Below are 12,416 nucleotides of genomic sequence, written 5' to 3'. Positions count from 1 at the left end.
TTTGCTCCGACCTGTCCCCAGCGCCCCTCAGCGCCTGCCTTGTATCGACCCGCTCCGATTAACGCCGCTTCATGGCCTCGAAGAATTCCAGGTTAGTCTTGGTATCCTTCAGGCGGTCGATCAGGAACTCGGTGGCCGCCACGTCCTCCATGGGATTGAGCAGCTTGCGCAGGATCCACATGCGCTGCATCTCATCCTCGGAGGCCAGCAGGTCCTCGCGACGCGTGCCGGAACGGCGGATATTGATGGCCGGGTAGACGCGACGCTCGGCGAGCTTGCGGTCCAGATGGGCCTCCATGTTACCGGTGCCCTTGAACTCCTCGAAGATCACCTCGTCCATCTTGGAGCCGGTATCCACCAGCGCCGTGGCGATAATGGTCAGGCTGCCGCCCTCCTCGATGTTCCGCGCCGCGCCGAAGAAGCGCTTGGGCTTCTCCAGGGCATGGGCATCGACACCGCCGGTGAGCACCTTACCGGAGCTGGGCACCACGGTGTTGTAGGCCCGCGCCAATCGAGTGATGGAGTCGAGCAAGATCACCACGTCCTTCTTGTGCTCCACCAGGCGCTTGGCCTTCTCGATGACCATCTCGGCGACCTGGACGTGGCGCGCCGGCGGCTCATCGAAGGTGGACGCCACCACCTCGCCACGCACCGTACGCGACATCTCGGTGACCTCCTCGGGCCGCTCGTCGATCAGCAGCACGATCAGGTGACACTCGGGATTGTTGCGGGTAATGGACGTCGCGATATTCTGCAGCATCAACGTCTTACCGGCCTTGGGCGGCGAGACGATCAGGCCACGCTGGCCCTTGCCGATGGGCGCGGTCAGATCGATGATCCGCGCGGTGAGATCCTCGGTGGAGCCGTTGCCGATCTCCATGCGCAGCCGCTCCTGGGGGAACAGCGGCGTGAGGTTCTCGAAGAGAATCTTGTGCTTGGCGTTCTCCGGCTTGTCGAAGTTGATCTGGCTGACCTTGAGCAGGGCGAAGTAGCGCTCACCCTCCTTGGGGGGCCGGATCTTGCCGGAGATGGAGTCGCCCTTGCGCAGGTTGAAGCGACGAATCTGCGACGGCGACACATAGATGTCGTCGGGACCGGCCAGGTAGGAGCTGTCGGCGCTGCGCAGGAAGCCGAAACCGTCCTGCAGGATCTCCAGCACGCCATCACCGTAGATATCCTCACCGCTCTTGGCGTGCTTCTTGAGGATGGCGAAGATGATGTCCTGCTTGCGCGACCGGGCCAGGTTATCGATGCCCATCTCGCGGGCGATATCCAGCAGCTCAGGGACGGTCTTTTGCTTGAGTTCGGTAAGGTTCATGGGTTCGTTCAGAAATTGCTCGTGTCAGCGTGACGGCAAGGCGCCGGGAAACGACAGGAGGCGGTGACGATGCGCCGCGTATGATGCGTTCAGGGCCCTGGGGCGTCCACTCGTTGGATAGGCTCGATCGACAAGGCTGGAAAGCCAGGAACGATCACGGGGTCGAGGGAGGCGCTGTGCGGTTCATGATGGGTTATCGAACGCCTGATTCAGCGGCTCATGCTGGCGAGGCGCAACATCATGAACGGGGAAGCAGCGGGCTGTCTGACGACTTGGAAGCTTGACCGGGCGCGGACGCCACTCAGGGTCGGAAAGCATTCGGAACAGGCGAACGCCTCGATGGTAGTCAAGCTCACCGGCAAACGCAAGTATCGGCAATTGACAAGGTTCGTGAGGCGCCGCACCCTTGAGCCGAACCGCATGCAAGGACCTCCCATGAGCAGGACGCCCTCCGCCCCCCGGCGACTCGCCGCCATCGACCTCGGCTCCAACAGCTTCCATCTGCTGGTGGCCAATTACCACCAGGGCCACCTGCAGGTGGTGGCGCGTCTCGGCGAGAAGGTGCAGCTGGCGGCCGGCCTGGATGCCAGCGGTCACCTCAGCGAGGAGGCCATGGAACGCGCCCTGGCCTGCCTGGCCCGTTTCGCTCCCTTCCTCGAGGAGACGCCCAAGTCGCAGTTGCGGGTGGTGGGCACCAATGCCCTGCGCGCCGCCCATAACAGCCAGGCATTTATTCGCCGCGCCGAGGCCCTGCTGGGTCACCCCATCGAGATCGTCGCCGGTCGCGAGGAGGCGCGCCTGATCTACCTGGGTGCCGCCCACGCGCTGGCCGAGGTGCACGGCCGCCGCCTGATCGTCGATATCGGCGGCGGCTCCACCGAGTTCATTATCGGCGAGGACTTCGCGCCCCTGGCGCTGGAGAGCCTGCACATGGGCTGCGTCAGCTATACCAGCCGCTTCTTCCCCGACGGCGAACTCAGCGACAAGCGCATGCGGCGCGCGGAGCTGGCCGCCCTCTCGGAACTGGCCAATATCCGTCGCCACTATCGCCGGCTGGGCTGGGCCGACCCGGTGGGCTCCAGCGGCACCATCAAGGCCGCCGCCGCGGTGCTGGCGGCCAGCGGCGACTGCCCCGACGGCCTGATCACCCGCCAGGGGCTGGGGACCCTGCGCCAACGGCTGCTGCGTTGCAAGCGCCTCGACAAGGTCGCCATGGAGGGCCTCAAGGCGGATCGCGCCGCGGTCTTTCCCGCCGGCATCGCCATCCTCAATGCCGTCTTCGAGGCCTTCCAGCTCGAGGAGATGCGTTTCGCCGATGGCGCCCTGCGCGAGGGGGTGCTCTACGACCTGGTGGGGCGCCATACCGCCGAGGACTCGCGGCTGCCGACCCTCACCGACCTGCGGGAACGCTATCGCATCGATGCCCAGCAGGCCGACAATGTCACCGCCTGCGCGCGGCGCCTCCTGGATCAGTTGCGCGATGACTGGGCCTTTACCACCGAACAGACCGAGTTCCTCGCTTGGGCGGCCCAGCTCCACGAGATCGGCCTGGCCATCTCCCATAGCCAGTTCCATCGCCACGGCGCCTATCTATTGGCCCATGGGGACCTGCCCGGCTTCTCCCGCCCCGAACAGCAGGCCCTGGCCTTCCTGGTCCGCGCCCATCGGCGCAAGTTTCCGGCCAAGGAACTGACCCAGTTGCCGGAGGCCCTGCAGGGTGACTACGCGCGCCTGGCACGGCTGCTGCGCCTGGCGGTGCTGCTCAATCACTCGCGACCGGAATCCCCCCCGCAGGACTTCCAGCTGAGCGCCGACGGGGAGGCCCTGACCCTGAGGCTGGGCAGCCAGCTGGAAGAGCAGGCCCTGCTCAGCAACGACCTGGAACAGGAAGTCGCCTACCAGGAGAGCGCCGGCTTTGCCCTGACGATAGCGCCCTCGAGTTAAGCGGTGCCCGTCCCCCGCCATCCCTCGGCCACCGCCAGCCAGCGCGCCTCGGCGCCCTCCAGCACCGCCACCGGCTCGCCTGCCGCCCAGACCACCAGTAGCCGCTGCCGCCGCCAGGGCGGCAGCCCCCGCTCCTGAAGCAACCGCTTGAGGTCGCGATGCCCACGACCAACCAGGCGCAGTCGTTCGCCGCCGCGGCGTGGCCGCACCAGCAGCGCCGGCGTCTCGCTGCCCTCCCTTTGCAGGGTGAGCGTCAGCGGCCCCCAGGGGCCGGGCAACGGCGAGGCCCCCGTCCACTCCCGGGACCAGTCATCCGCCAAGGGGCGTTGTGGCGCCAGCAGATAGAGATCGCCCCGCCATCGCCGCGCCTCGGCCCCGGGCCAGTCGACCCGCACCTCGGCATCGCGTCGCGCCGCCAGTTGCGCCAGCAGGCTCTCCAGGCGAGCCGCCGGCGGTAGCGGCAGCGCCAGCCGCTCGCAGGCATGGCGAACCAGCAGGCGCTGACGGGGCCGCGACAGGGCGGCCAGCGCCGCCGCCGGCAGCCGCGCCGGATCCCCCCCCAGGGCAACCAGCTGCTCGGCGGCCAGTTCCCCGAGCAGGACATCCGCCTCGCCGGCCCGGGCCGCGGCGCGCGCCAGCCGGGCGGCGGCACCGGGCCAGCGGGCCTCGAGCCGCGGCATCACCGCATGACGCAGGTAGTTACGATCCTGGTGGGTCTCGGCGTTGCTGGGGTCCTCCACCCAGCTCAGGCCCAGCCCCTCGGCGGTGTGATGCAGCTCGGCCCGGGAGACGCCCAGCAGGGGGCGCCGCAGGCCTCGGCCTCGCCAGTCGCGGCGCGCCGGCATCGCCGCCAGGCCGCGCACCCCGCCGCCGCGCAGGGCCGCCAGCAGCAGGGTCTCGGCCTGGTCGTCGCGATGCTGGGCCAGCCACAGGGTCTCCCCGGGGGCCACCCGGGCGGCGAAGGCGCCGTAGCGGGCCTCCCGGGCGGCCCCCTCCAGCCCCAGGCCATTCTCCGCCTCTACGCTGACCCGCTCGACGAACAGCGGCACCCCCAGCCGCGAACAGAGGCGCCGACAGTGGGCCTCGAAGTCATCGGCGGCGGCCTGCAGGCCGTGATGCACATGCAGGGCATGGAGGGGACGGGGGTGGCGACGGCAGGCCACCGCGGCCAGGCTCAGCAGCAGGCCGGAGTCGAGGCCGCCGGAGAGGGCCACCCAAACGACACGCCCCGGCGGGGTCTCCGCCAGGGCGTCATCGATCAGGGCTTGCAGGGACATGGCAGATTACGCCGGGGCCCCATAACTCATGAGCCTTTCGTAACGGCGTTCGAGCAGCTCATCGACACTCAGCGCCTGGAGACGGTCGAGGCTGTCGAGCAGCGCTTCCTTGACCCGCGAGGCGGTGGTAATCGGATGCCGATGGGCGCCACCCAGGGGCTCCTTGATCAGGGTATCGACGAAGCCCAGCTCGTTGAGGCGCTCGGCGGTGATGCCCATGGCCTGGGCCGCATCGGAGGCACGCTCAGCGCTCTTCCAGAGGATCGAGGCACAACCCTCGGGGGAGATCACCGAGTAGGTGGCATACTGCAGCATGGCCAGCTCGTCGCAAACGCCGATGGCCAGGGCCCCACCGGAGCCGCCCTCGCCCACCACGGTGGAGAGGATCGGCGTCTTGAGCCGCGACATCACCGCCAGGTTATAGGCGATGGCCTCGGACTGGCCGCGCTCCTCGGCGTCGATGCCCGGGTAGGCCCCCGGGGTATCGATAAAGGTCAGCACCGGCATCTTGAAGCGCTCGGCCATCTCCATCAGGCGGCACGCCTTGCGGTAGCCTTCCGGGCGCGGCATGCCGAAGTTGCGGCGCACCTTCTCCTTGACGTCGCGACCCTTCTGGTGGCCGATCACCATCACCGGCTTGTCGTCGAGGCGGGCGATGCCGCCGACGATGGCGGCATCGTCGGCGAAGTGACGATCGCCATGCAGCTCATCGAAATCGGTGAAGACGTGCTCCAGGTAGTCCAGGGTGTAGGGACGCTGGGGGTGACGCGACAGCTGGGAGACCTGCCAGGGGGTGAGGTCCTTGAAGATCGACTCGGTGAGCTTCTTGCTCTTCTCTTCGAGCTTGGCGATCTCGTCGTTGATATTGATCTTGCTGTCATTGCCGACCAGGCGAAGCTCCTCGATCTTCGCCTGCAACTCGGCAATGGGCTGTTCGAAATCAAGATAGTTGGGGTTCATAGGCTCGGCTTGGTTGGCACCGGCCAGTGCGGCCGCCGCGGTCAACGGAAATTGTCGCAAGATAGCCTGGCATTATCGCAGCTTGTATGTGAGGCGCAAGGCACCCCTGCCACTTCCCCAACGCGGTCTAGCGGTAACTTAGCCCCACCCCGTCCTGGCCTTCGACCTCGCGCAGAGCGATCAGCAGCTCATCGCTGGGGGCCACCCGCCAGGCCTCGGCCAGCTCCAGCCAGCCGCCGGCGCGCTCGTTGCGGTAGTGCAGGCGCACCGGCAGCCCCTCGGCGCTGCGGTAGGGCTCGAGGCTCGCCTCCAGGCTACGGATCAGGCCGCCATTGGCGCGTTGGCCGTCGATGCGTAGCTCCACCGCCTGGGCGTAGCGGGTACGCGCCGCCACCATGGGGGTGACGTCTTTACCGCGCAGGCGCAGGCCACCGGAGTAGTCGTCGCTGGAGACCTCGCCCTCGATGATCAGCACCTGGTCGGCCTCGATCTGGCCACGCAGTTGGTCATAGAGCTCGCCAAACAGCGAGGCCTCGATGCGCCCGGTGCGGTCGTCCAGGGTCAGGAAGGCCATGGTGTCACCGCGCTTGGACTTCATGGTGCGTACCCCCACCACCAGGCCGGCGATCCGCTGGGGCTCCCGGGAGGGGCGCAGGTCGGCGATCCGCGTGGAGACGAAGCGCTTGAGTTCCTGCTCGTACTCGTCGATGGGGTGGCCGGTCAGGTAGAGCCCCAGGGTCTCCTTCTCGCCGCCCAGGCGCTCCTTGTCGGTCCACTCGCGCACGCCGCGGTAGTCGGCGTAGACATCGCCGCCCTCGGTCTCGTCGGCGAAGGCCTCGCCAAACATGTCCATCATGCCGAGGTTCTGGTTGGTCTGGGACTGGGCGGCGGCCTTGAGGGCATCGTCCAGGGCCGCGGCCAGCACGGCGCGGTTGGGCCCCAGGTTGTCCAGGGCGCCGGAGCGGATCAGCGCCTCCAGGGTGCGCTTGTTCATGCGCTTGGGGTCGACCCGGCGGCAGAAGTCGAAGAGGTCCTGGAAGGGGCCCTCCGCCTCGCGGGCCTCGACGATGGCGCCGATGGGCCCCTCGCCCACGCCGCGAATGGCGCCCAGGCCGTAGACCACCCGGCCCTCGGTATCCACGGTGAACTTGTAGGTGCCGACGTTGACGTCCGGCGGCGTCACGGTGAGCTTGAGGTTGCGGCACTCCTCGATCAGCGGCACCACCTTGTCCAGGTTGTCCATCTCGGTGGACATCACCGCCGCCATAAAGGGCCCCGGGTAGTGCGCCTTCAACCAGGCCGTCTGGTAGGAGACCAGGCCGTAGGCCGCCGAGTGGGACTTATTGAAGCCGTAGCCGGCGAACTTCTCCACCAGATCGAAGATATTGCCCGCCAGGTCCTTGTCGATGCCGTTGGCCGCGCAGCCCTCCATGAAGCCGACCCGCTGCTTGGCCATCTCCTCGGGCTTCTTCTTGCCCATGGCACGGCGCAGCATGTCCGCCTGGCCCAGGCTGTAGCCGGCCAGCACCTGGGCGATCTGCATCACCTGCTCCTGGTAGAGGATGATGCCGTAGGTGGGCTCCAGCACCGGCTTGAGCCAGTCGTGCTGGTAGTCCGGGTGGGGATAGGAGATCTCCGCCCGGCCATGCTTGCGGTTGATGAAGTCGTCGACCATGCCCGACTGCAGGGGGCCGGGGCGGAACAGCGCCACCAGGGCGATCATGTCCTCCAGGGAGTCCGGCTGCAGGCGCTTGATCAGTTCCTTCATGCCGCGGGATTCGAGCTGGAAGACCGCCGTGGTCTCGGCGCGCTTGAGCATCTCGAAGGTGGGGGCGTCATCGAGCGGGATGGCGTCGATATTCAGCGGCCCCTCGCCGGCGGCGGCACGCACCTTGTCGACCATCTCCAGGGCCCAGTCGATGATGGTCAGGGTGCGCAGGCCGAGGAAGTCGAACTTGACCAGCCCGGCCTCCTCGATGTCGTTCTTGTCGAACTGCACCACCAGGCCATTGCCGTCCTCATCGCACAGCAGCGGCGAGAAGTCGGTGAGCTTGGTGGGGGCGATCACCACACCCCCGGCGTGCTTGCCAGTGCCCCGGGTGATGCCCTCGAGCTTCCTGGCCATCTCCCAGATCTCGGCGGCCTCCTCGTCGTTGTCGAGGAACTCCTTGAGGGCCGGCTCCTGCTCGATGGCCTTGGCCAGCGTCATGCCCACCTCGAAGGGGATCAGCTTGGAGAGCTTGTCGCCCAGCGAGTAGGGCTTGCCTTGGGCGCGGGCCACGTCACGCACCACCGCCTTGGCGGCCATGGTGCCGAAGGTGACGATCTGCGACACGGCGTTGCGCCCGTAGCGGTCGGCCACATAGTCGATGACCCGGTCGCGCTTCTCCATGCAGAAGTCGACATCGAAGTCGGGCATCGAGACCCGCTCGGGGTTGAGGAAGCGCTCGAAGAGCAGGTCATACTCCAGCGGGTCCAGGTCGGTGATCTTCTGGGCGTAGGCCACCAAGGAGCCAGCACCGGAGCCACGCCCCGGCCCCACCGGCACGTCGTTGTCCTTGGCCCACTGGATAAAGTCCATCACGATCAGGAAGTAGCCCGGGAAGCCCATCTGGATGATGATGTCGAGCTCGAAGTCGAGGCGCTTGCGGTAGCGGGCATCGATCTCGGCATACTCGGCGCCATCGCGGGGATACGTCGCCGCCGGATAGAGGAAATCCAGGCGCTCGGTCAGCCCGTCGTGGGAGACCTTGCGGAAGAACTCGTCCTGGGTCATGCCCTCGGGGATCTCGAACTCCGGCAGGAAGATCTCGCCCAGGCGCACGTCGACATTGCAGCGGGCGGCGATCATCAGGCTGTTCTCGATCGCCTCGGGGATGTCCGCGAAGAGCTCGGCCATCTCCGCCGGGCTCTTGAGGTACTGCTCCTCGCTGTAGCGTCGTTCGCGGCGCGGGTCGTCCAGGGCCCGCCCCTCGCCGATGGCCACCCGAGTCTCGTGGGCCCAGAAGTCCTCCTTGTCGATAAAGCGCACGTCGTTGGTGGCCACCACCGGGGTACCGGTCTCGGCGGCGAGCTCGACCGAGAGGTGCAGGCATTCCTCCTCGTACTGGCGGCCGGTACGCGTCAGCTCCAGGTAGAAGCGCCCCGGGAAGGCGGCGTTCCACTCCCCCAGCAGGGTCCGCGCCTCGTCCGGATGATCGCTGAGCAGGTGGCGGCCGACCTCCCCTTCACGCCCGCCGGACAGGGCGATCAGCCCCTCGCTCTGGGCGATGACCCAGGCCTTCTGGAGGATCGGCAGCCCCAGCCGCTGGCCCTCCATCCACCCCCGGGAGATCAGCTCGGTGAGGTTGCGATAGCCCTCGGCGTCCATGGCCAGCAGGGTCAGGCGGTAGGGGTGGGCCTCGTCGTAGTCGTTATGCAGCCAGAAATCGGCGCCGATGATCGGCTTGAGGCCGGCGCCCTGGGCCGACTTGTAGGCCTTGACCAGGCCGAAGAGGTTGGTCTCGTCGCTGATGGCCAGGGCCGGCATGCCCATCTCGGCGCTCCGCGAGATCAGCGGCTTGAGGCGCACCAGGCCGTCGACCAGGGAGTATTCGGTGTGTACGCGGAGGTGGACGAAGCTGGGGCTCATAGACGACTCGTGGGGCTCGCTTGGGGTCGGAAAACGCGCAGAGATAATGCCAGATTCGGGGGCGACCTGTCCTCGTGCAAGCGGCATTTCACGACACAGTCAGCGTTAGAGGGCCGAGACGATCCTGGGGGCAGGCACTGCGGAAGGCCGCCCCCAGCGCCCCTCGGCCATGGCGGCTGCGCCAGCCCGGTTAGAACAGCGCCAGTTGGCGCTTGACCGGGGCGAAGGAGCGGCGATGCTCGGGGAGCGGGCCCAGGCGTTCCAGGGCGGCCAGGTGCTCCCGGGTCGGGTAGCCCTTGTGGCGGGCGAAGCCGTAATCGGGATGGCGGCCATCCAGGGCGAGCATCTGGGCGTCCCGGGCCACCTTGGCGAGGATCGAGGCGGCGGCGATGGCCGGGTGGCGGGCATCGCCCTTGACCACCGCCTGGCCAGGCAGCGAATGCCCGGGCAGGCGATTGCCGTCCACCAGCAGGTATTCGGCGGCGGGGCTCAGGGCGTCGATGGCGCGGCGCATGGCCAGATGCGTCGCATGGTAGATATTCAGCTCGTCCACCTCGGCGGGGCTCGCCTCGGCCACGGCGAAGGCCAGCGCCCGCTCACGGATCTCGTCATCCAGGGACTGGCGGCGCTTCGCGGAGAGCGCCTTGGAGTCATTCAGCCCGGCGATGGGCCGGGCGGGATCGAGGATCACCGCGGCGGCCACCACGGCGCCCACCAAAGGGCCTCGCCCGACCTCATCGACGCCGGCCAGGCGCTGGCCAGTATAGTCGATCACCAGCGGCGGCAACTCGCGCTGGGTCACGACGTCACCTCCTCGGCTCGCTCCGGGGCCACGCTGGCAGGCAGCGGCGTACCCGCCACCAGCGCCTCGATGGCCTCCGCGGCGCGGCGGCTGGCATCGCGCTGCAGGCCGGCATGCATGGCGGCGAAGCGCGCCTCCAGGGCGGCCCGGCCCGCGCCGTCGTCGAGCATCGCGCCGAGTTCCACGGCGATCGCCTCGCTACTAGCGGCCTCCTGGATCAGCTCCGGCACCAGGGGCTCCCGGGCGATCAGGTTGGGCAGCGAGATCCACTCGGTCTTGACCAGCCGCTTGGCCAGCCAGTGAGTGGCCGGGGCCATCTTGTAGGCCACCAGCATGGGGCGATGGCAGAGCATCGCCTCCAGGGCCGCGGTGCCCGAGGCCAGCAGCACCACATCCGAGGCCACCATGGCCTCCCGGGAGCGGCCATCGAGCAGGTGGACGCGCCCGGCCAGCGCCGGGTGCGCCGTGAGCAGCGCCTCAAGTTGCTCGCGACGCCCCGGGGTCGCGGCGGGAATCACCACGCGAAGCGCGGGGCGTTCGGCGCACAGCCGTTCGGCGGCGGCCAGGAAGGTCTCGCCCAGGAAACGCACCTCATTGGCCCGGGAACCGGGCAACAGGGCCAGCACCTCGGCCTCCTCGGGCAGGCCGAGCGTGCGGCGCGTGACGAGGCGGTCGGTCTCCAGGGGTAACTCGTCGGCCAGCGGATGGCCGACGAAGGCCACCGGCACCCGATGGCGACGATAGAAGGCGGCCTCGAAGGGCAGGAAGGTGAGCATGGCATCGACGGACTTGGCGATGCCCTTGACCCGCCCCTGGCGCCAGGCCCAGACCGAGGGGCTGACATAGTGGGCGGTGGTCAGGCCGGCCTCGCGCAGCCGGCGCTCCAGCCCCAGATTGAAGTCCGGGGCATCGATGCCGATCACGATATCCGGCCGCCAGGCCAGGGCATCCCGGTAAAGAGTACGCCGTACCCGCAGCAGCTCGGGCAGGTGCTTGAGCACCTCCACCAGGCCCATCACCGAGAGGGTCTCCAGGGGGAAGCGGCTGTCGATGCCCTCGTCGAGCATCCGCGGGCCACCGATGCCACGAAACTCGACGCCGGGGTGGCGCGCCTTGAGCTCGCGCATCAGGCCGGCACCGAGAATATCGCCGGAGAGCTCCCCGGCGACCAGATAGACCCGTCGCAGGGGGGCCGCCCTAGCGGATGATGCCACGAGTAGAGGCCTCGATGGAGGCGATAAAGGCCTCGGTCTCGGCGAGCCGGAAGCGATCGCGGATCTCGCCCAGGGCCTGCTCCACGGTCAGCCCCTGACGGTAGACCAGCTTGTAGGCCTCGTTCAGCGCCTTGATCGCCTCGCTGGAGAAGCCGCGACGCTTGAGGCCCACCAGGTTGAGGCCATGGGGCTGGGCCGGGTTGCCGTTGATCATCACATAGGCAGGCACGTCCTTGGTGATGATGGAGCCGCCACCGGCCATGGCGTGGGCGCCGAAGCGACAGAACTGGTGTATCGCGGAGAGCCCGCCGAGGATAACGAAATCGCCCAGGTGCACATGGCCGGCCAGGGTCACCTGATTGGCCAGGATACAGTCGCTGCCGATCACGCAATCATGACCCACGTGGGAATAGGCCATGAAGAGGTTGCGGGAACCGATGGTGGTGACGCCGCGGTCCTGAACGGTGCCGCGATGCAGGGTCGCCCCCTCGCGGATCACGTTATCGTCGCCCATCTCCAGGCGGGTGGGCTCGCCGGCATACTTCTTGTCCTGGCAATCCTCGCCCACCGAGGCGAACTGGAAGATGCGGGTTCGCTCGCCCAGCACGGTGGGGCCCTTGATCACCACATGGGGACCGATGCGACTGCCGGCGCCGATCTCCACGTCGGGCCCGATCACGCTGAAGGGGCCCACCTCGACGTCCTCGGCCAGACACGCCTTGGGGTCAACGATGGCGGTGGGATGAATCAAGCGACCTTCCTCTCGGCACAGATGATATCGGCTTCGCAGGCCAGCTCACCGTCGACGGTGGCACGGCAGGCGAACTTCCAGATGCCGCGCTTCTCGCGCTCCACTCGCGCCTCCAGGCGCAGCTGGTCGCCGGGCATCACCGGACGCTTGAAGCGGGCATTGTCGCTACCCACCAGGTAGTAGACATAGCCATCGGCGGGCAGCTTGTTGACGGTCTTGAAGCCCAGGATACCACAGGCCTGGGCCATGGCCTCGATGATCAGCACCCCGGGCATGATCGGGTGGTGGGGGAAGTGCCCGTTGAAGAAGGGCTCGTTCACGCTGACGTTCTTGTAGGCAACGATGGATTGCCCCAGCTCCAGTTCCAGCACCCGATCCACCAACAGGAAGGGGTAGCGGTGGGGCAGGTAGTCACGAATGTCGTTGATGTCCATTACCATCGAGGCACCTCTAGGAAGACGAAAATGCTCGCCCGACGGGCGAGCATGGAGCGGCGCCGGGCGCCGTTAGACTGGCGAA

The 12,416-nt window shown here is 67.8% G+C and carries 9 protein-coding genes; 1 reads left to right on the top strand and 8 read right to left on the bottom strand.

The window, feature by feature from the left end; genetic code table 11:
* Positions 1-58 precede the first annotated feature (58 nt).
* Positions 59-1,318, bottom strand: a complete 1,260-nt coding sequence (gene rho / locus HPA02_RS14580; protein WP_146803937.1) for a transcription termination factor Rho — start codon at positions 1,316-1,318, stop codon at positions 59-61.
* A 435-nt stretch (positions 1,319-1,753) separates the two neighbouring features.
* On the opposite strand from rho, the gene ppx reads away from it, so the two are divergent.
* Complete coding sequence (gene ppx / locus HPA02_RS14575) at positions 1,754-3,262, top strand: exopolyphosphatase (protein ID WP_146803936.1); 1,509 nt, start codon at positions 1,754-1,756, stop codon at positions 3,260-3,262.
* On the opposite strand, the gene tilS is transcribed toward ppx, so the two are convergent.
* The 7 genes from tilS to fabZ form a co-directional block, all read right to left on the bottom strand.
* Positions 3,259-4,539: a tRNA lysidine(34) synthetase TilS gene (tilS, locus tag HPA02_RS14570; protein WP_146803935.1), complete on the bottom strand. Its 1,281-nt coding sequence runs from the start codon at positions 4,537-4,539 to the stop codon at positions 3,259-3,261. The genes ppx and tilS overlap by 4 nt on opposite strands.
* A 6-nt stretch (positions 4,540-4,545) precedes the next feature.
* Positions 4,546-5,499 carry an acetyl-CoA carboxylase carboxyl transferase subunit alpha gene (accA, locus tag HPA02_RS14565; protein WP_146803934.1) on the bottom strand — a complete coding sequence of 318 codons (954 nt, stop codon included), beginning with the start codon at positions 5,497-5,499 and terminating at the stop codon, positions 4,546-4,548.
* Positions 5,500-5,626: 127 nt separating this feature from the next.
* The gene (dnaE, locus tag HPA02_RS14560) at positions 5,627-9,130 is read right to left on the bottom strand and encodes a DNA polymerase III subunit alpha (protein WP_146803933.1); all 3,504 of its coding nucleotides are present in this window, start codon (positions 9,128-9,130) and stop codon (positions 5,627-5,629) included.
* A 190-nt stretch (positions 9,131-9,320) separates the two neighbouring features.
* Entirely contained in the window at positions 9,321-9,932 is a 612-nt protein-coding gene (rnhB, locus tag HPA02_RS14555) for a ribonuclease HII (protein WP_146803932.1), read from the bottom strand.
* Positions 9,929-11,146: a lipid-A-disaccharide synthase gene (gene lpxB / locus HPA02_RS14550; RefSeq protein ID WP_276508225.1), complete on the bottom strand. Its 1,218-nt coding sequence runs from the start codon at positions 11,144-11,146 to the stop codon at positions 9,929-9,931. Before lpxB ends, rnhB begins: the two co-directional genes overlap by 4 nt.
* Positions 11,130-11,897 (bottom strand): acyl-ACP--UDP-N-acetylglucosamine O-acyltransferase, encoded by a 768-nt coding sequence (gene lpxA / locus HPA02_RS14545; RefSeq protein WP_146803931.1) that lies wholly within the window; start codon positions 11,895-11,897, stop codon positions 11,130-11,132. Before lpxA ends, lpxB begins: the two co-directional genes overlap by 17 nt.
* Positions 11,894-12,337: a 3-hydroxyacyl-ACP dehydratase FabZ gene (gene fabZ / locus HPA02_RS14540; RefSeq protein WP_146803930.1), complete on the bottom strand. Its 444-nt coding sequence runs from the start codon at positions 12,335-12,337 to the stop codon at positions 11,894-11,896. Before fabZ ends, lpxA begins: the two co-directional genes overlap by 4 nt.
* Positions 12,338-12,416 lie beyond the last annotated feature (79 nt).

Source organism: Bisbaumannia pacifica (assembly GCF_007989625.1).
GTDB lineage: Bacteria > Pseudomonadota > Gammaproteobacteria > Pseudomonadales > Halomonadaceae > Bisbaumannia > Bisbaumannia pacifica.
Note: the sequence above shows the minus strand (reverse complement) of the source record. Positions and strands in the feature narration are given on the sequence as shown.

What these genes read in the sequence shown, in the direction of transcription:
- accA (WP_146803934.1), bottom strand. Translation starts at nt 5,499, where the DNA reads ATGAACCCCAACTATCTTGATTTCGAACAGCCCATTGCCGAGTTGCAG.
- tilS (WP_146803935.1), bottom strand. Translation starts at nt 4,539, where the DNA reads ATGTCCCTGCAAGCCCTGATCGATGACGCCCTGGCGGAGACCCCGCCG.
- fabZ (WP_146803930.1), bottom strand. Translation starts at nt 12,337, where the DNA reads ATGGTAATGGACATCAACGACATTCGTGACTACCTGCCCCACCGCTAC.
- rho (WP_146803937.1), bottom strand. Translation starts at nt 1,318, where the DNA reads ATGAACCTTACCGAACTCAAGCAAAAGACCGTCCCTGAGCTGCTGGAT.
- ppx (WP_146803936.1), top strand. Translation starts at nt 1,754, where the DNA reads ATGAGCAGGACGCCCTCCGCCCCCCGGCGACTCGCCGCCATCGACCTC.
- dnaE (WP_146803933.1), bottom strand. Translation starts at nt 9,130, where the DNA reads ATGAGCCCCAGCTTCGTCCACCTCCGCGTACACACCGAATACTCCCTG.